Source organism: Saccharopolyspora sp. NPDC047091 (assembly GCF_040643635.1).
Classification (GTDB): domain Bacteria; phylum Actinomycetota; class Actinomycetes; order Mycobacteriales; family Pseudonocardiaceae; genus Saccharopolyspora_C.
This window is the reverse complement of the sequence record NZ_JBEYUS010000010.1, coordinates 78,813-100,093: the sequence shown is the minus strand read 5'-3', so window position 1 is coordinate 100,093 and position 21,281 is coordinate 78,813. Positions and strand designations below refer to the sequence as shown.

The window sequence follows — 21,281 nt, the reverse complement described above, 5'->3', positions numbered from 1 at the left end:
GGGTCAGACCGGGACCAGCGCGGTCGCGGCGCGCGGAACGCACTCGCACACCACCGGCAGCGGCGCGAACCGCTCGCCGTCGGCGTACCCGACGACGCCTGGAGTGGACAGCCGCACCCGCCGCGCCCGGTAGGTCGTGACCTCCGGGCGCGCCACGTGCGTGCCCGGGTAGATCGTCGGCAGCAGCCGCACCAGCCGGGCCAGCGGGACCGCACCGAGGACGGTGACGTCGAAGAGCCCGTCGTCGGGCACCGCGCCCGGGCAGACCCGCATGCCGCCGCCGTAGCTGGCGCCGTTGCCGACCGCCACCAGGACACCGCTGGTGGACACCCGTTCCCCGTCGAGCTCCAGCTCGTAGTGCAGCGGCCGCAGCGCAGCCAGCTCGGCCACCAGCGCGAGGTTGTAGCGCAGCTTCCCGCGCGGCCAGCGCAACCGGTTGGTGCGCTCGGTGACCTTCGCGTCGAAACCACCGGCGAACACGGTGCCGAACCAGCGGTCCCCGGCGCGCCCGAGGTCGATCGGGCGCGCCACCCCGTCCAGCAGCACGCGGGCCGCGGCGATCGGATCGTGCCGCGGGACGCCGAGCATCCGGGCGTGGTCGTTGCCGGTGCCGGACGGGATCACCGCGAACGGCGTGCCGGTGCCCGCCACCGCTTGCAGCGCCAGGTTGACGATGCCGTCACCGCCGCACGCCACCAACGCCCCGGTTCCCGCCTCGACGGCCCGGTAGGCCAGCGCCTGCGCCTCGGCCGCGTCCCGGCCGACCAGGACCCGCACCGACACCCCCGCCCCGCGCAGGAAGTGCAGCGCGCGCAACGCGACCGCCGCGCCCCCACCCTGGCCCGAGCTCGGGTTGACCAGCAGCGCGATCTCGTCGATCACGGGATCAGCTTGCCCGGGTTGAGCACTCCGGCCGGGTCCACCGCGGACTTCACCGCCCCCAGCACCTGCACGCCGAGCTCCCCGATCTCGTCGGCCAGCCACGGCCGGTGGCCCAGGCCGACCGCGTGGTGGTGGGTGATGGTGGCCCCGACCCGGCTGATCGCCGCCCCCGCCGCGTCCTTCGCGCGGCGCCACTGCCGCACCGGGTCCTCGGCGCGGGCGCAGACGACGGTGAAGTACAGCGAGGCCCCGGCCGGGTAGACGTGCGAGAGGTGGCAGAGCACCAGCGGCGGCGTGCCCTGCGCCGCCAGCGCCTCGGTCACGGCCTCCTGCACGGCGGCGCGGGTCTCCGCCAGCCGGGACCAGGTGGTCGCCGTTTCGAGGGTTTCGGCCAGCGCGTTCACGTCCAGCAGCGCGTCCCGCAGGTACGGGCCGTGGTAGCGGCCGTGCGCCCAGCTCTCGGCGGGTTCGGCACCGAGCGGTTCGCCACCCGCCTCGGCCAGCAGCGCCCGCGCCCGCGCGGACACCGCGACCCGCGCGCCCTCGTACCGGGTGATCAGCAGGCAGCCGCCGGGGCCGCCGCCCTCTCCGACGTCGTGCGCCGCGGACAGGTTGATCCAGGTCTCGGTCTCGTCGGACAGCCGCGCGACGGTGGGCAGCGCCTCCTCCTGCGCCAGCCGCCGCAGCGCCGCCGAGCCGGCGTCGAAGTCGGGGAACGACCAGCCCTCGGACTCGACCTCGGCGGGCACCGGGTACACCCGGGCGGTCACCTCGGTGATGATCCCGAACGCGCCTTCCGAGCCGAGGAACAGCTGCCGCAGGTCCGGCCCGGCCGCCGACGCCGGCGCCCGGCCCAGGTCGAGCTCGCCGCCCGGGGTGGCGACCCGCATCCGCAGCACCGCGGCGTCGAAGCGCCCGTAGCCCGCCGAGGCCTGCCCGGAGGAGCGGGTGGCGGCGAAGCCGCCGATGCTGGCGTGCTCGAAGCTCTGCGGGAAGTGCCCGAGGGTGAACCCGTGCTCGGCCAGCAGCGCTTCGGCTTCCGGTCCGCGCAGCCCGGCCTGCAGGGTCGCGGTGCGCGAGTCGGCGTCGACGGCCACCAGCCGGTCCAGCCGTCGCAGGTCGAGCGAGATCAGCGAGGTGAAGCCGCCGCGCTCGGGCTCCACTCCCCCGACGACGCTGGTGCCGCCGCCGAACGGGACCACCGCGATGCGATGCTCGGCACAGCGGGCGAGGACCGCGCACACCTGGTCGTGGTCCGCGGGCAGCACCACCGCGTCCGGTGCGGCCCCGGCGTCGCCGGCGCGGCGGCGCAGCAGGTCGGGCGTGCTCTTGCCGCCGGCGTGCAGCAGCCGGGTCTCGTCGTCGGTGCGGATCGCGTCGTCGCCGACGATCCCGGCGAGGGCGGCCCGGGCCTCCGCGGGAAGCCGGGTCTCGCCGAGGCGCACTTCGGACCGGTCCACCGAGGGCGTGTCGCGGTGCTCGACGCCGAGGAACGCCTCCAGCAGGCCGCGCACCTGGTCGGACACCGGGGTCGCCGCGTCGGTGGTGCCCCAGGCGTTCCAGGCCAGATCCGGGGTGCGGTGCTCAAGCTCAGTCATGCGTTACAGTTTTACACATGACGTCAAGTCGTAACGACGAGGCGATCCTGGACGCCGCCGCGCAATGCGTGCTCGCCGTCGGGATGCGCCGCACCACCCTCGCCGAGATCGCTCGCCGCGCGGGCGTGAGCAGGCCGACGGTGTACCGCCGCTGGCCGGACGTGCGGACGCTCTCGGCCGACCTGCTCACCCGCGAACTCGTCGCGCTGCTGCCCGCCGACACCGGGGGCGGATCGCGCGCCGACGGCGTCGAGCGGATCGTGCGCACCGCCTCCGCCGTGCGCGACCACCCGCTGTTCCGGAAGGTCCTGGAGACCGATCCCGAACTGCTGATCACCTACGTGTTCGACCGGCTCGGCACCAGCCAGCACCACATCCTCGACGTCCTCACCGGCGCCATCCGGCACGGGCAGCAGGGCGGCTCGATCCGCGCGGGCGATCCGGACGAACTCGCCGCGATGGTGCTGCTGCAGGTGCAGTCCGCGGTGGTCTCCGCCCGCATCGTCTCCGACGTGCTGCCACCGGACCGGCTCGACGAACAGCTGCGCACCGCGCTCGACGCCTACCTGCGCCCCGAGGAGGGAGCACGATGACCGCCCTGAACGCCGCCCGCCGCACCCGCGAACTGGCCGAGCTCGCCGAACACCCCGAAGTGGACCTGCTCGTCGTCGGAGGCGGGGTGACCGGCGCCGGAGTCGCGCTGGACGCCGCCTCCCGCGGGCTGCGCGTCGTGCTGGCCGAGAAGCACGACCTCGCATTCGGCACCAGCCGCTGGAGCTCGAAGCTGGTGCACGGCGGGCTGCGCTACCTCGCCTCCGGAGCCGTCGGCATCGCCTACGAGAGCGCGGTCGAGCGCCGGGTGCTGATGGAGCGCACCGCCCCGCACCTGGTCCGCCCGCTGCCGCAGCTGCTGCCGCTGGTCGGCGGGATCGGCGCGGGCCGGGCGGCGCTGGTCGGGGCCGGATTCCTGGCGGGCGACCTGCTGCGCCGCGGCTCCGGCACCTCCGGGGCAACGCTGCCCGCGCCGCGCCGTGTCTCCCGCGTCGAGACGCGGCGCATGGTGCCCGCGGTGCGCCAGGACCGGCTGCGCGGCGGGCTGCTGTCCTGGGACGGGCAGCTGGTCGACGACGCGCGGCTGGTCGTCGGGATCGCGCGCACCGCCGCCGCGCACGGCGCGACGGTGCTCACCCGCTGCTCGGCCGAGCAGGTCACCGGCGAGGGCGCGGTGCTGCGGGACCACCTCGGCGGCGGCGAGATCCCGCTGCGCGCCCGCGCGGTGATCAACGCGGCCGGGGTGTGGGCCGGTGCGGTGGCACCCGGCCTGCGGCTGCGGCCGAGCCGCGGAACGCACCTGGTGGTCTCCGACGAGCTGTTCGGCGGGCTGGGCGCCGGGCTGACGGTGCCCATCCCGGGGACCACGAACCGGTTCGCGCTCGCGCTGCCCGCCGGGAACGGCCGGGTCTACATCGGGCTCACCGACGAGGAGCAGCACGGCCCGATCCCGGACGTGCCCACCGCCGACGAGCGGGAGGTCGGGTTCCTGCTGGACACGGTGAACTCGGTGCTGGCGCGGCCGATCCGGCGGGACGAGGTGCTGGGCACCTACTCGGGGCTGCGCCCGCTGCTGGACGGCGGGGAGGGTGCCAGCTCGGACCTCTCCCGCGAGCACGCGGTGCGCACCGGACCGGACGGGGTGATCAGCGTGGTCGGCGGGAAGCTGACCACCTACCGGAAGATGGCGCAGGACGCGGTGGACGCCGCCGGGATCGCGCGGCGGCCGTGCCGCACCGGGAACCTGCCGCTGCTCGGCGCCGCACCCCGCACTCGGTTGTCCACTGTGGATGCTCCGCGGGACCTGGTCGCCCGCTACGGCACCGAGGCACCGGCCGTGGTCGCCGCGGCCGACGGCGATCCGCGGCTGCTCGAACCGATCGACGGGCTCGGCGTCCGCCCCGCCGAACTCCGCTTCGCGGTGCGCAGCGAAGGCGCGCTCGACGTCGCCGACCTGCTCGACCGCCGGACCCGCATCGGCCTGGTACCGGCCGATCGCGAGCGCGCGGTCCCCGCCGCGGAGGAGGCGCTGCGGGCGGGCTGAAGACGGGCTCCCCGCCGCCGCACACGGCGAGGAACCCGACCCTTCACCCCGATCCGCGGACGCGCTCCCGCGGCTCGGTCTCCGCCCACCGCCGCGCGGCGGCGCGATCCAGCGCCCCGTCGGCGATGAGGACCCGCAACCCGCGCGCCAGCACGGCGCCCGGGGCGAGGACCACCGGTTCCCGGGACGCCAGCTGCGCGCCGACGCCCGGGTAGTCGGACGTGCGCACGAACCACGGGTCGGGTTCGGCGCCGGTGAACACCAGGGTGTGGTCCCGGCCCGCCCAGGCGAGCCACGGCGCGGTGCGGTCGTGCACCTCCGCCTCGCCCGCGGCGTCGGCGGTGAACGGCTCGCCGGCCCCGGGCAGGCGCCAGAAGAAACCGCCGTACCCGGCGCCCGCCCGGCCGTTCGTGGCGGGACTGCCGATCCTGATGTCCCGCCCGGTGGGGTTGGTGAGCTCGGCGCGCACGTCCAGCTCCCAGCCGTCCGCGGCGGGCAGGCTCCGCAGCAGGCGCCGTTCGGCCAGCAGCACCGAGCCGTCCGGCGCGCACCAGTGCAGCCGCTGCCGGAGCTCGTTCGGGCGGACCTCGTCGAAACCGAGGTGCTCGATCCGCCCGTGGTCGGCGCGCTGCACGTAGCCGAGCCCGCGCAGGTAGGTGGCGCCGCCCCACAGGTTCCAGCCGTCCACGTCCTGCGCGGCCAGGGAGAACCCGAGGTGCCACGGGTGATCCGCGGGCCGCACCGCGGTCACGGCGGTGCCGCGGAGGGTGCGCACCGGGTGCAGGTGCGGGCGCGGGCCGAGGTGTGCGGGCAGGTCCGCCCCATCGCGGTAGCCGGCGACGACCGCACCACCCAGCCGCAGGTCCGCGATCATCGCGCCACCGCCGGGAAGTCCACTTCGGACAGCAACCGGAGCTCCTCCGCCGCGCGGACCACGGCCGCGTCGACGCCGGGGACCACGCACCGGGGGTGCGGCCCGCTGCGGTCGACCAGGTGCGGGATCGGACGCGGTTCGGGCGCGAGCCGGACCGCTTCGAGCACCCGCATGAACGGCCGGGTGGCGGCGGGCGGGACCAGGAGCGGGACCGCCGGGTCCCGGACGTGCGCCACCAGGTTCGCGAGCAGGCCGGTGCCGCCGAGCTCGAACTCGCTCCTGCGGCCGGCGGAGTCGACGCGCAGCCTGCCGGTCCGGTATTCGAGGACGAGCCTGCCGCGGCTGCCGTGCACCACCACGTGCGGCTCGACCTCCCGTTCGGCGCAGAGCGTGCCCGCGACGGCGATGGTGGTGCCGCGCGCGGTGACCATCCGCAGCCCGGAGGTGTCGTCGGCCTCGATCGGATTCGCCCGGTGCAGCCGCACCTCCAGCTCGCGCGGCGGTTCGTCCCCGGCCGCGCCGTCGAGGGCGAGCGCGGTGGCGGTGGCGTGCGCGAACGGGTTGGTGAGCGCGCCGTCGACGACCGGCACGCCGTCCAGCTCCCGGCGCCCGGCCCAGCGGGCGCGCGCGTAGTACGCGGTGTCGCGCCGCCACGCCCCGGCCGCACCGATCCCGCGCACCTCCCCGACCGCACCCGCGGCGAGCAACCGGCGGGCGTGCGCGAGGGCGTGCGAACCGAGGCTCTGGAACCCGATCTGGCAGGCGCGCCCGGTGCGCTCCAGCCCCGCCGCGAGCCGGTCGAACTCGGCGAGCGTCGGGGCCGGTGGCTTCTCCAGCAGCAGGTGCGAACCGGATTCCGCCGCCAGCAGCGCGAGTTCCGAGTGGGTGTGGATGGGGGTGCACACGATCGTCACGTCCGGCCGGACCCGCGCCAGCAGCGCGCCGAGCTCGGCTTCGACCGGCACGTCGCCGATGAGTTCGCGGTCCGCGTCCGCGGGCGGCACCGGGTCGCAGATCCCGGCGAGCCGGACGCCGATGCCGCGCAGCCGCCGCAGTTGCCGCAGGTGCCAGCGGCCGTGGCCGTGCAGGCCCGCCAGCACGACCGTCGTCGTCTCGGTCATCGATCCTCACCTGGAGCGGGGGTCACCGGTGCGCATCGTAGCGAGCGGACCACGATCCTGGAAAGCGCATTCCACATCTCGCCACCCGTGGTCGGCGGTGGCGAAAACCGGGTGTTGACACCGAATCCCGCTGCCGGTTCCATCTGGAAAGCGCTTACCCAGACTGCGTGCGCCTCGGCCCCTCGACCGGTTCGGCCGCATGGCGGCCTGCACCCCGCTGAACGGAACAACGACGTCACCGCAGCACGCCGAGGAGGCACCCGTGAGCACCGACACCGGAGGCAGATCCGCCGCATCCCGCGGCACACCGCGCAGAGCGGCCGCCAGCGGATGGATCGGCAGCGCGCTGGAGTACTACGACTGGTTCGTCTACGCGCAGGCCGCCGCGCTGGTCTTCCCCACCATCTTCTTCCCCGAGGGCGACCCCACCGTCGCGCTGGTGGCCTCGCTGGGCACCTACGCGGTCGGCTACGTCGCCCGGCCCATCGGCGCCGTCGTGCTCGGGCACTGGGGCGACCGGCGGGGCCGCAAGAACGTGCTCGTGCTGGCGATGTTGCTGATGGGCCTGTCCACGTTCGCCGTCGCGCTGCTGCCCACCTACCACCAGGTGGGGATGCTGGCGCCCGTGCTGCTGGTGCTGCTGCGGTTCGTGCAGGGCTTCGCGGTGGCCGGGGAGCTCAGCGGCGCCAGCGCGATGATCGTGGAGCAGGCGCCGTTCGGCAGGCGCGGCTACTACGCGAGCTTCAGCCTGCACGGCACCCAGGCGGGCCAGGTCATCGCCGCCGCCATGTTCCTGCCGCTGTCGGCGTTCCTCAGCGACGAGGCCTTCGACGCGTGGGGCTGGCGGGTGCCGTTCCTGCTCAGCGCCGTCGTCGTGTTCGCCGGGTACCTGATCCGGCGCCGCGTCGCCGAGAGCGCGCTGTTCGAATCCGAGCAGCAGCGGCGGCGCCCGCAGCGGGCACCGATCGTGCAGGTGCTGCGGGAGAGCGGCCTCGACGTGCTGCGGGCGACCTGCATGACGCTGGTGAACGTGGTCGGCGTGGTGGTGTCGGTGTTCGGCGCCGCCTACGCCACCCAGCCCGGGTACGGGATCGAGATGGACAAGAGCGTCTACCTGTGGATCCCGGTGGTGGCGAACCTGGTGGCGCTGCTGCTCATCCCGTGGTTCGCGAACCTGTCCGACCGGTTCGGCCGCCGCCCGCTGATGATCATCGGTTCGCTCGGGTCGGGGGTGTTCTCCTACGCGTACCTGTGGTCGGTGGGCCAGGGGAACGTGGTGCTGGCGGTGGTGCTGGCGATCCTGGCCTGGGGGATCTTCTACCAGGTGTGGAACGCGACGTTCGCGAGCTACTTCCAGGAGCTGTTCCCGGCCCGCACCCGGGTGACCGGGTTCGCGATCGCGCAGAACCTCGGGCTGGCGATCACCGCGTTCCTGCCGAGCATCTTCGCGCTCGTCGCGCCGCCCGGGTCGGCGAACGTCCCGCTGGTGGTGGGCTCGTTGTGCTTCGGCATCACCGTCCTCGGCGCGGTGGCGGCCTGGTCGGCGCGCGAGACGCACCGCATCCCGCTGGCCGACCTGGGCGAGGCGGACGCGCGGCCCCTCTCGAAGGAGGACTTCGACCGGCTCCGCGCCCAATCCCGCTGACACCTCAGGTGAATGGCCCATCGGACCCACCACGACGGTCCGGTGGGCCATTCACCTGCGCGGTCCGGGCGCGCGGAGCTCCTCGACGACCTGGGCGGCGCGCAGCGCGAGGTGGTCGCACCAGGGCGCCGCGGTCAACTGGAGCCCGACCGGCAGGCCCGAAGCCGGGTGCACGCCGCACGGCACGCTCACCGCGGGCCCGCCGTACATCGACCACGCGTAGGTGAACCGGGCGATGGACCGGGTGGAGTCGGCCAGGTCCACGGCGTCCCGCCGCGGCACGTCCACCGGGATCGTCGGCGTCACCAGCACGTCGACCTCCGCGAACAGGGCGTGCACCCCGCGCTGGAACTCGCGGCGCCACTCCCGGCCGCGTTCGCGGCGCTCCGGCGGCACGTCGTGGCCGAGTCGGATGCGGCGCAGCACGTCCGGGTCGAGCGTCTCCGGCCGGTCCCGGACCCGGTCCGCGTGCACGGCGGCGGCCTCCGGGTACATCACGTCGAGCATCCGCGGCTGGGCGAGTTCGGCGCCGGGCACCCGCACCTCGCGCACCGGCCCGCAGGCGCGGCCGAGCGCGTCGATCGCGGCCCGGACCACCGCGTCGACCCCGGGGTCCACGTCGTCGAAGAAGAAGTTCACCGGTACCCCCACCCGCAATCCGGCCGCGCCGTCGGCCAGCGCGGAGAGCACCGGGACCCGCTCGGCGCGCACCGAGTGCGGGTCGGCGGGGTCCCAGGCGTCGAGGACGGCGAGCACCTCCGCGGCGGTGCGCACGTCGCGGGCGATCGGGGTGACGGTGTCGAAGGAGGTGCTCACCGGGAACACGCCCGCACCGGATACCCGCCCGAGGGTGGGGCGCACCCCGACGATCCCGTTGACGGCGGCCGGAACCCGGCCGGAGCCACCGGTGTCGGTGCCCAGCGAGGCCGCGCACATCCCGGCCGCCACCGACACCGCGGAACCGCTGCTGGAGCCGCCGGAGATCCGCGCCTCGTCGACCGCGTTGCGGCAGTCGCCGAAGGTCGCGTTGCGCCCGACCACGCCCATCGCGAACTCGGCGAGGTTGGCCTTGCCGAGCACCACCGCGCCCGCCTCGCGCAGCAACCGGCTCACCGTCGCGTCGGCCGCGGCCGGACCGGTGGCGTGGTGGCGGGTGCCCGCGGTGGTGGGCACGCCCGCGACGTCGATGTTGTCCTTGATCGTGGTGGTGAGCCCGTGCAGCAGGCCGGGTTCACCGGTGGCGGCGTCCAGCTCGTCGGCTTCGCGCAGCGCCGCCTCGTCCCTGGTGCTGATCAGCGCGCGCAGCCGCGGGTTCTCCGCCGCCGCCCGGTCCAGTCCCGCCCGCACCCGATCTCGAACCGCTCCCACGGCAGCGCTCCTCCTCGTTCCCACCGGCCCTCCTCGTTCCCACCGGCCCTCCTCGTTCCCACCGGCCTGCTCCGCGTTCCCACGGCCAGGCGCCGCGCGACGGCGGAACCCGCCGGGTGAACGGCCCGTCCGACCGCTGAGCCCGGACGAGCGGGCCGTTCACCCGGGGCGGAGCTCAGCCCGCCCGCAGCCGTTCCGTCGCCGCCCGGTCGACGGTGCCCGCGGCGAGGTCGACGACGACGCCATAGTGCTCGCGCGCGTCCTCGGCGGAGACGAAGTCGTCGAGGACGTCCTCCAGCACCGCCGCCGGGTCGCGCCGGAACGGGTCGCCGTAACCGCCGCCGGAGGGCAGCTTGATCTCCAGCGTGTCGCCCGCCGCGCACTTCTCCTGCGTCACCTTGGAGTACATCGGTTCCTCGGCCGAGGTCCCCGCGTTGCGGGTGAACGATCCGGCGCGCCCGTCGTGCCCGCCTTCCAGGCCCTTCGGCGGGTCGGTGCGGTTGTCGGCCTCGGAGCCGATGAAGGTGTCGGTGAGCATCCGCCACTTGCGCACGCTGCCGATGCCGCCCCGGTACCGCCCGGGCGCCGGGGGTTCGTCGCGCAGCTCGTAGCGCTCGGCGAGCATCGCGTGGTTGAGCTCCAGCTCCTCGATGGGGTTGTTCCGGGTGTTGGCCATCAGCGAGTCGACGCAGTCCAGCCCGTCCTTGCCGTTGCGCCCGCCGTAGGAGCCCTCGTTGATCTCGATGTACACCCAGTACGACTTCCCGTCCGCGGCGATCCCGGAGTAGGCGATCGCGCACAGCGCGGCGGAGGAGCCGGCGACCGCCCGGTCCGGCAGCACGTCGGCCAGCGCCAGGTTGATCGAGTCGAAGATCCGGTTGATCTGGGAGAACCGCGCGAAGCAGGACGCCGGGAAGTCCGGGTTGAACAGGGTGCCCTCCGGCGCGTAGGCCTTCGCGGGGCGGAAGCAGCCGTCGTTCTGCGGCACGAACTCCTCGGTCAGCGCCTCGTCCAGCAGCAGGGTGCGGACCGCGGAGGCCACCGTCGGCAGCACCGAACCCTCGAAGGGCACGTTGAACGCGGTGGGCACCTGGTCGTGCGAGCCGGTGAGGTCCACGACCACCTCGTCGTCCTGCACCTTGACGGTGACGGCGACCTTGAGCGGCACGTCCCGGTTCTTGCCGTCGTCGTCCAGGTAGGACGCGGGGGCGGTGTACTCGCCGTCGGGGAGCTCGCGGATCTTGCGGCGCAGCATGTCCTCCGAGTAGTCCATCCACTTCTCGGCGGCGGACATCACCACGTCCAGCCCGTAGCGCTCCAGCAGTTCCAGGAACCGCCGCTCGCCGAGCCGCGCGCAGGCGATCAGGGCTTCGAGGTCGCCCGCGTTCTGCTCGGGGGTGCGGACGTTGTCCAGGATGTGCTGGATGAGCGCCTCGTTGCGGACCCCGGCGTCGTAGATCTTCACCGCGTCCATCAGCTTGCCCTCGGCCCACACGTCCACGACGTCCATGCACAGCCCGGGGAAGTTCCCGCCGATGTCGGACACGTGCCCGGTGCAGCCGGCGAAGCCGATGTGCACGCCGCCGAAGAAGATCGGGATCATGATCCCGTAGTCCGGCGAGTGCGCGGCCCCGTGGTACGGGTGGTTGTGCAGCACCACGTCCCCCGGCCGGTAGGTCCCGGCGAGCTTGCGGTCGATGCCGCGGATGTAGGCGGGGATGGAACCGCAGTGCATCGGCGTGGAGTCCGATTCGCACAGCTCCCGGCCGTGCGCGTCGAAGATGCCCGCGCCGAGGTCCTCGGACTCGCGGATGAGGCTGGAGTACGCCATCCGGTAGAGGATCTGCGCCATCTCCTTGGCGATGCTGTTGAGCGCGCCGCCGATGACCCGCAGCGTGATCGGGTCGACCTCGACGGTGGTGAAGTTGCCGGGTGCGGTTCCGGCCAGGGACACGCCTGCCGGGTCGAGGGCGGTCATCGCTGGTCTCCTTCGCGTCCGGCGGCGGTGTCGATGATGATGTGGCCGACCCGGTCGATGGTGGCGGTCTGCTGCGGGCCGACGACGGTGGTGGAGTCGAACTGCTCGATGATCGCCGGGCCGGTCAGCTCGTGGCCCGCGCGCAGCAGCGCCCGGTCGTAGACGGGGGTGGCGAACGTCTTCGGCTGGTTGTCGGGGGTCCAGAACAGCGCGTCGGTGGTGGTCTTGATCGCCGCGGAGGCGTCCGGACCGCCCGCTTCGACCTCGGCGAGCGGCACGTGCCCGACGCGGCCGACCGCGGCGACGCGCACGTTGACCAGGTGCACCGGTTTGTCGTCGAAGCGCTGCGAGTAGGTGCGCTCGTGCACCTCGTGGAACGCGTCGGCGGCTGCGGCCATCCACGCTTCGTCGATGTCACCGGGCGGGGCGGGCACCCGCAGCTCGTAGCCCTGTCCGAGGTAGCGGCAGTCGAGGCTGCGCTCCAGCACGATCTCGGCGGGGTCGAGGCCGTCCGCGGCGAGCTGCTCGACGGCTTGGGCGCCGAGCCGGTCGAACTCGGCGGCGATCCGCGGCAGGTCCGGGTCCGCCGAGGACGTCCACACCGTCGCGGGCGTCTCGACCCGGATGTCGGTGCTGAGCAGGCCCATCGCGGAGGCGATGCCCGGGTGGTGCGGCACGATCACCCGCGGCACCCGCAGCTGCTCGGCGATGTGCCAGGCGTAGAGCGGTCCGGCGCCTCCTTCGGCGACCAGGGAGAAGTCCCGCGGGTCGTAACCCTTGCGGACCGAGTGCAGGCTGATCGCCTCGGTCATGGCGTGCGCGAGGATCTGCACGATGCCGATCGCGGCCTGCTCCACCGAGGTGTCCAGCCGGGTGGCGACGTGCTCCTCGATCGCCCTGGTGGCCAGCGCCGGTTCGACGTGCATCGAGCCGGACAGGAAGCTGTCGGCGCGCAGCCAGCCCATCGCGACCATCGCATCGGTGCTGGTCGGTTCGGTGCCGCCGCGCGCGTAGCAGGCCGGGCCGGGCGTGGCCCCGGCGCTGCGCGGGCCGACGCGGAACATGCCGCCCGCGTCGACGAACGCGATCGAGCCGCCCCCGGCGCCGATGGTGTCGACCTCCGCCATCGGCACCATCGCGTGGTAGTCGCCGATGCGGGTGTCCAGCAGGTGCTTCATCCGCAGCGCCCCGTCCGGAGCCACCCCGATGTCCGCGGAGGTGCCGCCCACGTCGAGGGTGATCACGCTCGGGTACCCGGAGGCCGCGCCGATCGCGCAGCCGCCGAGCAGGCCCGCGACCACGCCGCTGGTCAGCAGCAGCACCGGGTTGTCCGCGGCGCGGCGCGAGGAGATCAGCCCGCCCGCGGAGGTCATCAGCCGGATGTCGCCGCGCACCCCGGCGTCGCGGGTGGTCGCGGCGAGGTTGTCGATGTAGCCGGAGACCTTGGGGCCGACGAAGGCGTTGAGCGCGGTGGTGGAGAACCGCTCGTACTCCCGGTACTGCGGCGCGACCTCGCTGGAGAGCGAGACGAACACGCCGGGGCACTCCTGCTCGACGATCTCCTTGACGGCCTGCTCGTGCACGGGGTTGCGGTAGGCGTGCAGGAAGCACACGGCGATGGCCTGCACCCCGCTGTCGCGCAGCGCGCGCACCTGCTCGCGGGCCGCGTCGAGGTCCAGCGGCACCAGCACCTCACCGGCGGCGTCGATCCGCTCCGGCACGACCCGCCGGTTGCGGCGGCGCACCAGCTGCCACTTCTGCCAGGGCAGGTCCTGGTAGGAGGAGTAGTTCAGCGGCCGCTTCTTGCGCGCGATGTGCAGGACGTCGCGGAAGCCCTCGGTGGTGATGAGCCCGACGTCGGCGCCGTCGTGCTCCAGCACGATGTTGGTGGCGACGGTGGTGCCGTGCAGGAACTGGTCCAGGTCGCGCACGGAGATGCCGGTCCGCTCGGCGAGCTGCCGGACGCCGTCCACGGTGGCCAGCGAGGGGTCGTGGGGTGTGGACGGGACCTTGTGCACGGCGATCGAGCCGTCCTCGTCCCAGTACATGAGGTCGGTGAAGGTGCCGCCGACGTCCACTCCGATGCGTTTCATCGCCTGGTCTGCTCCTCGTCTCGGACGACGTTGTCCTGCGCGGGAGGTTCCGCTCGCCCGCGCGGCCGGGGTGCGAGCCACGTCACGTCCGGCCGGGCAGAAGTATGCTGGCTCACCGAGTCCGGAAGCAATACATCTGACATTTTCGGATGCCGACGTCCGCCGCACCGGATCGGGCCGTTCGCCCCACCGGGCTCGGCCGACCATCGCAAACGCGGCACGCCGAAGCGGCGCCGGACGAGCCCCCGTCCGGTGCCGAGCTTCGCGAGGAAAAACGTCTGACTTTTGCGGGCGAGCCCTGGCTCAGCGCCCGCGCAGCACCGCCCCGACCTGCCGCACCGCGTCCGCGGACGTGGAGGCGTGCGGGGCGAGCCGGACGTGCTCGTCCCGGCCGGTGGCGGCGATGCCGGCGGCGGCCAGCTCGGCGGCGACCTCGCGGGACGGGTGCCCCGGCAGGTCGAAGGTGAGGATGCCGCTGCGCGGCGGCGGTGCCGAGGTGATCCGCGCGCCCGCCGAGCGCAGCTCCTCCGCGAGCTCGCCGACCCGCTCGGCGATGCGGGCCTCGATCTCCGCGATCCCGGCCCGTTCCACCAGGTCGAGCGCGGCGGCCAGCTCCCCCGCCGACACCGGGCTGAGGTTCGTGATCGACCAGGACCCGGCGCCCGGCACCGGTTCCCGCACCTCCCCGTCGAAGCGGCCCGGGTCCCGCGCGCCGGTCCAGCCGGACAGCAGCGGGCGGTGCCGGTCCAGGGCGCGCGCCGAGAGCACCGCGAAACCGGTCCCCCACCCGGCGCGCAGCCACTTCTGCCCGCCCGCGACCAGCACGTCCGCCGCCGCCCAGTCCGCCCGGACGGCGCCGAGCGCCTGGATCGCGTCGACCACCAGCAGCCGGTCCCCGATCACCTCGCGGATGCCCGCGAGGTCGGCGCGGTGACCGGTGCGGAAGTCCACCGCGCTCACCGCGACCGCGGTGACCTCGTCGTCGAGCCCGGCGCGCACCGCCTCCGGGGTGACCAGCCCGTCCGGCGGGGACCACGGCCGCACCTGGATCCGGCCGGCCTCGGCGGCCCGGGACCACGGGTAGGTGTTGGCGGGGAACTCCGCGCCGGAGACCAGCACCGCTCCCCCGGTGGCGAACGCCGCCTGGAACAGCGCGGTGCTCGTGTTCGGCTGCAGCACCACCTGGTCGGCGGGGAACCCGCACAGCCGGCCCACCCGGGACCGCGCCTCGGCGTCCGCGCGCATCAGGTCGTCCACTGTGGAGTGATCGGCGGTGCCCGCCCGTTCCAGCAGCCGCGCCGCGGCCTCCCGCACCGCGCGCGACGGCGGGCCGAAGCGGGCGAAGTCCAGGTACCCGGGGCTCTCGGTGAACTGGTCGAGGTAGTCCTGCGGCAGCGGCATGGCGGCGAAACTACTCCGCGCGACCGGCCCGACCGGCCGCGGTCCACCTCGGACCGCCGCGCGGCGCGGTCACCCACCGGACGAACCGGGCGCTATCCTCGGAATACGCATTCCCGGGAAGGAGCGATGTGGCCGCACGAGCAGCGACCTTGACCGACGTCGCCAAGGAAGCGGGGGTCTCCCTCGCCACGGCCTCCCGCGCCCTCAACGGCAGCGAGCGGGTCGTCCGGGCCGAACTGCACGACCGGACGCTGGCCGCCGCCGCACGGCTCGGCTACACCCCCAACGCGCAGGCCCAGTCGATGGCCAAGGGCTCCACCGACCTGGTGGGGCTGCTGGTCAACGACATCGCCGACCCGTACTTCTCCACCATCGCCGCCGGACTGGCCACCGCCGCCGAGGAGCACGGGCTGCTGGTGATGCTGTGCAGCACCGGCGGCAGGCCCGAACGGGAGCTGGAGCTGCTGGCCGCGCTGCGCCGCCAGCGCGGCCGGGCGATCGTGCTGGCGGGCAGCAGGATCAACGATCGGGCGCACCTGCGGGAACTCGCGGCGCACGTGGAACCGTTCACCGCCTCCGGCGGCCGGGTCGCGGCGATCAGCGAACCGCGGCTGCCGGTGGACACCGTGGTGGTGGACAACCGGCGCGGCGCCCAGGACCTGGCGGTGCGGCTCGCCGAGCTCGGCTACCGGCGGCCCGCGGTGCTCACCGGCCCGGAACGCCTGCTGGTGTCCCGGGACCGGCGGGACGGGTTCCTCGCCGGGTGGCGGAAGTCCGCGGACGGCGAGCCGGTGTGCGCGGCCGAGGAGTTCAGCCGCGACGGAGGTGTCCGGGCGATGCACCGGCTGCTGGACGAGCACCCGGACGTCGACTGCGTCTTCGCGATCAACGACCTGATGGCGCTGGGCGCGATGGCCGCCTGCCGGGAGCGCGGGGTGCGGGTGCCGCAGGACGTGGCGGTGGCCGGGTTCGACGACATCGCCACGCTGCGCGACGTCACGCCCGGGCTGACCACGGTGCGGCTGCCACTGGCGGAGATGGGCCGGATGGCGCTGGACCTGGTGCTCGGCACCGAGCAGGAGAAACCGCGCCGCCGCAAGGTCCGCGGCGAGGTCGTGCTCCGGGAGAGCACCCCCGGCCGCTGACCCGTCCCTTCGACGAACGATCCACTCACCCAGCCCCCGTCCACCGGAGCGCCTGCGCGAGGTGAATGGCCCATTCGCCCAGCGCCGTTGGGCGAATGGGCCACTCACCTGAGCGCCACGGCACGAGAACGGTCCTGGTGGCCCGCTCGTTCGCGGTCCGCGCGGTGCTGCGGGCGGGCGCCCTTCGGGCGCGGCACGCCGGACCGATGGGGCGTCGTGCTGGGGCCTCGCGGGCGCACATCGCGGGAAGCGCTTTCCGATGCATCTTGTTCCGGGCCCCCTCTTGCACCTACGGTTTCGGTAAGCGCTTTCCAGAGGGGCGGTACTCGCATGACCGAGCGACGGCTGGGCGTCGTGATGAACGGCGTCACCGGCAGGATGGGGTACCGGCAGCACCTGGTGCGGTCGGTCCTCGCCCTGCGCGAACAGGGCGGGGTGCGGCTCTCCGACGGCACCCGGGTGCAGCTCGACCCGGTCCTCGTCGGCCGCGATCCGGCGAAGCTGGCGGAACTCGCGGCGCGCCACGGCCTGGACCGCTGGACGACGGACCTGGACACCGCGCTGTCCGCGGACGACGACCGGCTGTACTTCGACGCGCAGGTCACCTCGGCCCGCGAAGCGGCCATCACCCGCGCGATCGCCGCGGGCAAGCACGTCTACACCGAGAAGCCCGTCGCCTCGGACGTCGCGGGTGCGCTGCGGCTGGCCCGCGCGGCGCGCGATGCGGGGGTCCGCGCCGGGGTGGTGCACGACAAGCTGTACCTGCCGGGCCTGCTGAAGCTTCGGCGGCTGGTGGAGTCCGGGTTCTTCGGCCGCGTGCTGTCGGTGCGCGGCGAGTTCGGCTACTGGGTGTTCGAGGGCGATCTGCGCCCGGCGCAGCGCCCGAGCTGGAACTACCGCGCGGAGGACGGCGGCGGCATCACCACCGACATGTTCCCGCACTGGAACTACCTGCTGGAGAACCTGTTCGGCCGGGTCGAGGCGGTCACCGCGCGGGTCGTCACGCACGTCCCGCAGCGCTGGGACGAGCAGGGCCGCGGCTACACCGCGACCGCCGACGACGCCGCCTACGCGACCTTCGAACTCACCGGTGGGGTCGTGGCGCAGCTGAACTCCTCGTGGGCGACGCGGGTGCACCGCGACGAGCTGGTGGAGTTCCACGTCGACGGCACGCACGGCAGCGCGGTCGCCGGCCTGCACCGCTGCCGCGCGCAGCACCGCGCGCACACCCCGTCCCCGGTGTGGAACCCGGATCTGGTGGAGCCGACGCCGTTCCGCGCGCAGTGGCCGGAGGTCCCGGACGACGAGGTGCCTGCCAACGGGTTCCGCGCGCAGTGGGAGCAGTTCGTCCGCCACCTGCACGACGACGCCGAGCACCCGTACGACTTCCCGGCCGGGGTGCGGGGTTTGCAGCTCACCGAGGCCGGGCTGGCGTCGTCCCGCGAAGGCCGCCGCGTCGAGCTCGCCGAGGTGGTCCTGTGACCGCGCTGCTGCTGCCGACCGCGGACGGACGCCTGGTCGAGCACGTGCTCGGCGAACCGCGGGACTGGCCGAGACCGGACGGCCCGCTGCGGTCCCGCGTCGCGTACGCGGCCGCGCACGTGGTGCCGCGGGTGCTGGGCGAGAACGTGCCCGGCACGCCCGCCGACGTCGACTGGGACGCGACGCTGGCGGCCCGGCACCGGATCTGGTCCGACGGGCTCGGTGTCGCCGAGGCGATGGACACCGCGCAGCGCGGCGCGGGCGTCGGCTGGGCGCAGGCGGCCGAGCTGGTGCGCCGGTCCACCGCGGAGGCACGGGCCTGCGGCGGGACGATCGCGGCGGGCGCGGGTACCGACCAGCTGGACCCGGCCGCGCTGCCGTCCGGGCGCGCCGGGCTGGACGTGGTGCTGCGGGCCTACCGGGAGCAGATCGCGCTGGTGGCGGGCAGCGGTGCCGTGGTGATCCTCATGGCGTCCCGCGCGCTGGCGGCGGTGGCGCGTTCGGCCGAGGACTACGCCGAGGTCTACGGCGCGCTGCTGGCCGAAGCCGACGCGCCGGTGGTCCTGCACTGGCTGGGCCCGATGTTCGACCCGCGGCTGGCCGGGTACTGGGGCAGCGCGGACGTGGCGGTGGCGGCCGAGTCGTTCCTGCGGATCATCCGGGAGCGGCCGGAGAAGGTCGACGGGGTGAAGGTCTCGCTGCTCGACGCCGCGCAGGAGCTCGCGCTGCGCCGGGCGCTGCCACCGGGGGTGCGGCTCTACACCGGGGACGACTTCCACTACTCGCGGCTCGTCGTCGGCGACGGCACCGGGTATTCGGATGCGCTGCTGGGGATCTTCGCGGCGATCCACCCGGCGGCTTCGGCGGCGATCCAGGCCCTCGACCGGGACGACCCCGGCACGGCCAGGTCCATCTTGGACAGTACGGAACCGTTGGCCCGCAAGGTGTTCGAGCTACCGACGTTCCACTACAAGACCGGCATCGCGTTCCTGTCCTGGCTCAACGGGCACCAGCCGGGATTCGCGATGGCGGGCGGGCTGCACGCGGGCCGCTCGGTGCCGCACCTGGCGGAGGTGTTCCGGCTCGCCGACCGGGCGGGCCTGCTGGTCGATCCGGACCTGGCGGTCGCGCGGATGCGGTCCTTCCTGGCGGTGAGCGGGGTGGCGACGTGACGGGCCGGTCCCGGTTGTCGCTGAACACGGCGACGACGAAGGGCTGGACGCTGCGCGAGGCGGTGGACGGCGCGGCGCGAGCCGGACTGCCCGCGGTGGGGCTGTGGCGGGACCGCGTCGCCGAGGTCGGCGTACCGGCCGCCGCGAAGCTGGTGCGGGACGCGGGAGTGCGGGTCTCCAGCCTGTGCCGCGGCGGGTTCCTCACCGCCACCGACCCGCACGAGGTGCGCGCGGCGCTCGCCGACAACCGGGCCGCGATCGCGGAGGCCGCCGCGCTCGGCACCGACGTGCTGGTCGTCGTGGTCGGCGGCCTCCCCGCCGGGGACCGCGACCTCGCGGGCGCGCGAGCGCGCGTCGCGGACCGGATCGCCGACCTGGCCCCGGTCGCCCGCGAGCACGGGGTGCGGCTGGCCCTGGAGGCGCTGCACCCGATGTACGCCGCCGACCGCGCCGTGCTGTCCACAGTGGAACAAGCGTTGGACCTGGCGCGGCCGCATCCCCCGGACGTGGTCGCCGTCGTGGTCGACACCTTCCACGTGTTCTGGGACCCGCGGCTGGCGGCGAGCATCGCCCGCGCCGGGAGCGAGGGCCGCATCGCCGCCTACCAGGTCTGCGACTTCCTGCTGCCGATCGCGCCGGACCCGCTGCTGTCCCGCGGCATGATGGGCGACGGCGTCATCGACTTCGCCGCGCTCACCCGGCTCGTCGCGGCCACCGGCTACGCCGGGGACGTCGAAGTGGAGATCTTCAACGCCGACGTCTGGGCCACCCCCGGCGACGAGGTCCTCGCCACCATGACCGCCCGCTACCGGGACCACGTCCTCCCCCACCTCGACGGCTGAGCCGCCGCCCCACTTCCGGCGCACCCACCCCTCGCGGTGCGCCACCGCCACCTCCCGCGACCGTTCCGGATGCAGCAATCTTGCGCCGATCGGACGACCTCCCACCTGCGGAAACCACTACTCCGAACGTCAACCGAACGGAGGCCGACAGCGGGGTGCGAGTTGTGGTGAGTTGGGGTCGGTCCCGTTGATCACGATGCTGTGGAGGGTGTGTGAAGGCCCAAGCCGCGCTCAACAAACTCGGCCGGAAAGCGGACGTCATGTTCGAGTCGACGTCGTCCCTCAGCGCCCGGGTGAGCGAACGCGCCAACAAACTCGATCGCGACATCGTGAAGAAGGGGCGCGAACCGCACGCTCGGCCGAAAGCACTCATCCCGGTGCGGCACGGCCACCCCGTGGAGCTCACGCCTTGGCAAGTGCTGCACACGTTCGCTCGAACGGTCGCCCTCGCCGGGCAGGGTTCCGCTCGCGCGGTGGCACAGCACTGGGACTGCCTCCGCTACGTCACAGCGTTCGATTCGACGGCGCAGCACGCGATGCAGCTGAGCAGGAACGGGAACGACCTGAACTACCACCGGAAGGGAGCTCAAGCTCGCGATCTCGGGATCGCGTTCGGACTGGCAGCAGCCCAACAGATCTTGCGACAGGAGTTCCCCGGCTATCGGTTCGACGCGCTCGATTCCGAACTGGTGCTGACGGCGTTCTGCGGTTCGAGCAGCGAAAAACCGGCCGCAGGCACGAGCGCGACGAGGCCGAACTACCTGCTCGTCGGGCGCAAGCCCGGCGCGCCGATCCGCGTCATCGCCATTGACGCCCGGGGGTCGCACAGCAAGTCCGATCCCGCACCCACCGCGCTCGCGCAGTCCGCCCGGCGCGTGCACGGCCTGGTTCTCGGCGAATCGGACTTGTCCGGGAATCCCTTTCCCGGCTTGATGACCGCGACCTGGCTGCGTCGCGACGGCATCGGTGTCCGCCTGCTGGCCGCCGAAGGCGACGGCGTCCTCACCGTTCCGGATCCCTCCGTGCCCGCGCAGGACGACGCCATCCTTCCCTTGATCACCACGACCGTGAACGGAGAACGAACCCAGCGGCAAGGCTTCGCGGTGCGGGACGATCTGCACGATTGGCTCGCCCGTCTCTTGGTCCGCACCAGTGCCGCGTCCCTCCTCACCTTCGCCGGAAATCGGGCGGCGGCACGAGACCTGCTGACCGAACGCCAGCAGGCGCGGCTCGGAACGGCCGTCTCCTCCTCCGTTCCCGGGACGCAGGGCGATGCCCGCATCACGCTGGGCGGCATGTCGTTCGTGGGAACCGATCAGGTGTTCCGGCTCAACGGTGAACGGGTGGAGGTGTACTCGGCGCTTCTCGCCGACCAGTATCAACGCTTGAGCGAGGGACTCATCGACGAACACGAGGCCGGCATCCCGGACGCGCTGACGACCTGGCGCCGCAACAAGAACGCGGCCCACATCGAGTGGGGGAAGACCGGCCTCGTGCACATGGACGCGAGCGGGGCATTGCTGGCGATCCGCCCACGACTCCGGAACAGCAAGGTGCTGGGCTGATCGATGGTCGTCGGCTTTCG

At 73.8% G+C, this 21,281-nt stretch carries 15 protein-coding genes and 1 pseudogene; 8 read left to right on the top strand and 8 right to left on the bottom strand.

The window, feature by feature from the left end:
* Positions 1-3: 3 nt before the first annotated feature.
* Entirely contained in the window at positions 4-882 is an 879-nt protein-coding gene (locus tag ABZ805_RS07525) for a diacylglycerol kinase (protein WP_358435821.1), read from the bottom strand.
* Positions 879-2,480 carry an FAD-binding oxidoreductase gene (locus ABZ805_RS07520; RefSeq protein ID WP_358435818.1) on the bottom strand — a complete coding sequence of 534 codons (1,602 nt, stop codon included), beginning with the start codon at positions 2,478-2,480 and terminating at the stop codon, positions 879-881. Before ABZ805_RS07520 ends, ABZ805_RS07525 begins: the two co-directional genes overlap by 4 nt.
* A gap of 17 nt (positions 2,481-2,497) precedes the next feature.
* Here ABZ805_RS07520 and ABZ805_RS07515 point away from each other — a divergent pair, with 17 nt between their 5' ends.
* A complete protein-coding gene (locus tag ABZ805_RS07515; RefSeq protein ID WP_358435815.1) occupies positions 2,498-3,073 on the top strand; it encodes a TetR/AcrR family transcriptional regulator in 576 nt (191 codons plus the stop codon).
* A complete protein-coding gene (locus tag ABZ805_RS07510) occupies positions 3,070-4,575 on the top strand; it encodes a glycerol-3-phosphate dehydrogenase/oxidase (RefSeq protein WP_358435813.1) in 1,506 nt (501 codons plus the stop codon). The genes ABZ805_RS07515 and ABZ805_RS07510 overlap by 4 nt, the downstream gene beginning before the upstream one ends.
* A 43-nt stretch (positions 4,576-4,618) precedes the next feature.
* Here ABZ805_RS07510 and ABZ805_RS07505 read toward each other — a convergent pair whose 3' ends face one another.
* The gene (locus ABZ805_RS07505; RefSeq protein WP_358435811.1) at positions 4,619-5,449 is read right to left on the bottom strand and encodes a PmoA family protein; all 831 of its coding nucleotides are present in this window, start codon (positions 5,447-5,449) and stop codon (positions 4,619-4,621) included.
* The gene (locus tag ABZ805_RS07500; protein WP_358435808.1) at positions 5,446-6,570 is read right to left on the bottom strand and encodes a Gfo/Idh/MocA family oxidoreductase; all 1,125 of its coding nucleotides are present in this window, start codon (positions 6,568-6,570) and stop codon (positions 5,446-5,448) included. The genes ABZ805_RS07505 and ABZ805_RS07500 overlap by 4 nt, the downstream gene beginning before the upstream one ends.
* A 262-nt stretch (positions 6,571-6,832) precedes the next feature.
* Between ABZ805_RS07500 and ABZ805_RS07495 the strand changes: the two genes are divergently transcribed.
* The gene (locus ABZ805_RS07495) at positions 6,833-8,215 is read left to right on the top strand and encodes an MFS transporter (protein ID WP_358435806.1); all 1,383 of its coding nucleotides are present in this window, start codon (positions 6,833-6,835) and stop codon (positions 8,213-8,215) included.
* 51 nt (positions 8,216-8,266) lie between these two features.
* On the opposite strand, the gene ABZ805_RS07490 is transcribed toward ABZ805_RS07495, so the two are convergent.
* The 4 genes and pseudogenes from ABZ805_RS07490 to ABZ805_RS07475 form a co-directional block, all read right to left on the bottom strand.
* The gene (locus ABZ805_RS07490; protein ID WP_358435803.1) at positions 8,267-9,583 is read right to left on the bottom strand and encodes an amidase; all 1,317 of its coding nucleotides are present in this window, start codon (positions 9,581-9,583) and stop codon (positions 8,267-8,269) included.
* 175 nt (positions 9,584-9,758) lie between these two features.
* Positions 9,759-11,561 (bottom strand): hydantoinase B/oxoprolinase family protein, encoded by a 1,803-nt coding sequence (locus ABZ805_RS07485; RefSeq protein WP_358435800.1) that lies wholly within the window; start codon positions 11,559-11,561, stop codon positions 9,759-9,761.
* Positions 11,558-13,654 carry a hydantoinase/oxoprolinase family protein gene (locus tag ABZ805_RS07480; protein WP_358435797.1) on the bottom strand — a complete coding sequence of 699 codons (2,097 nt, stop codon included), beginning with the start codon at positions 13,652-13,654 and terminating at the stop codon, positions 11,558-11,560. The genes ABZ805_RS07485 and ABZ805_RS07480 overlap by 4 nt, the downstream gene beginning before the upstream one ends.
* Positions 13,655-13,993: 339 nt before the next feature.
* A pseudogene (locus ABZ805_RS07475) lies at positions 13,994-15,055 on the bottom strand (aminotransferase class V-fold PLP-dependent enzyme); the annotation flags it as partial.
* A 128-nt stretch (positions 15,056-15,183) separates the two neighbouring features.
* On the opposite strand from ABZ805_RS07475, the gene ABZ805_RS07470 reads away from it, so the two are divergent.
* The 5 genes from ABZ805_RS07470 (at position 15,184) to ABZ805_RS07450 (ending at position 21,261) form a co-directional block, all read left to right on the top strand.
* Positions 15,184-16,200 (top strand): LacI family DNA-binding transcriptional regulator, encoded by a 1,017-nt coding sequence (locus tag ABZ805_RS07470; RefSeq protein WP_358435795.1) that lies wholly within the window; start codon positions 15,184-15,186, stop codon positions 16,198-16,200.
* Positions 16,201-16,530: 330 nt separating this feature from the next.
* The gene (locus tag ABZ805_RS07465) at positions 16,531-17,682 is read left to right on the top strand and encodes a Gfo/Idh/MocA family oxidoreductase (RefSeq protein ID WP_358435793.1); all 1,152 of its coding nucleotides are present in this window, start codon (positions 16,531-16,533) and stop codon (positions 17,680-17,682) included.
* Positions 17,679-18,854, top strand: coding sequence for a dihydrodipicolinate synthase family protein (locus tag ABZ805_RS07460; protein ID WP_358435790.1), 1,176 nt, complete (start codon positions 17,679-17,681; stop codon positions 18,852-18,854). The genes ABZ805_RS07465 and ABZ805_RS07460 overlap by 4 nt, the downstream gene beginning before the upstream one ends.
* Positions 18,851-19,696: a sugar phosphate isomerase/epimerase family protein gene (locus tag ABZ805_RS07455; protein ID WP_358435788.1), complete on the top strand. Its 846-nt coding sequence runs from the start codon at positions 18,851-18,853 to the stop codon at positions 19,694-19,696. The genes ABZ805_RS07460 and ABZ805_RS07455 overlap by 4 nt, the downstream gene beginning before the upstream one ends.
* 212 nt (positions 19,697-19,908) lie before the next feature.
* A complete protein-coding gene (locus tag ABZ805_RS07450; RefSeq protein WP_358435785.1) occupies positions 19,909-21,261 on the top strand; it encodes a hypothetical protein in 1,353 nt (450 codons plus the stop codon).
* Positions 21,262-21,281 lie beyond the last annotated feature (20 nt).

What these genes read in the sequence shown, in the direction of transcription:
- ABZ805_RS07520 (WP_358435818.1), bottom strand. Translation starts at nt 2,480, where the DNA reads ATGACTGAGCTTGAGCACCGCACCCCGGATCTGGCCTGGAACGCCTGG.
- ABZ805_RS07515 (WP_358435815.1), top strand. Translation starts at nt 2,498, where the DNA reads ATGACGTCAAGTCGTAACGACGAGGCGATCCTGGACGCCGCCGCGCAA.
- ABZ805_RS07510 (WP_358435813.1), top strand. Translation starts at nt 3,070, where the DNA reads ATGACCGCCCTGAACGCCGCCCGCCGCACCCGCGAACTGGCCGAGCTC.
- ABZ805_RS07505 (WP_358435811.1), bottom strand. Translation starts at nt 5,449, where the DNA reads ATGATCGCGGACCTGCGGCTGGGTGGTGCGGTCGTCGCCGGCTACCGC.
- ABZ805_RS07500 (WP_358435808.1), bottom strand. Translation starts at nt 6,570, where the DNA reads ATGACCGAGACGACGACGGTCGTGCTGGCGGGCCTGCACGGCCACGGC.
- ABZ805_RS07485 (WP_358435800.1), bottom strand. Translation starts at nt 11,561, where the DNA reads ATGACCGCCCTCGACCCGGCAGGCGTGTCCCTGGCCGGAACCGCACCC.
- ABZ805_RS07480 (WP_358435797.1), bottom strand. Translation starts at nt 13,654, where the DNA reads ATGAAACGCATCGGAGTGGACGTCGGCGGCACCTTCACCGACCTCATG.
- ABZ805_RS07465 (WP_358435793.1), top strand. Translation starts at nt 16,531, where the DNA reads ATGACCGAGCGACGGCTGGGCGTCGTGATGAACGGCGTCACCGGCAGG.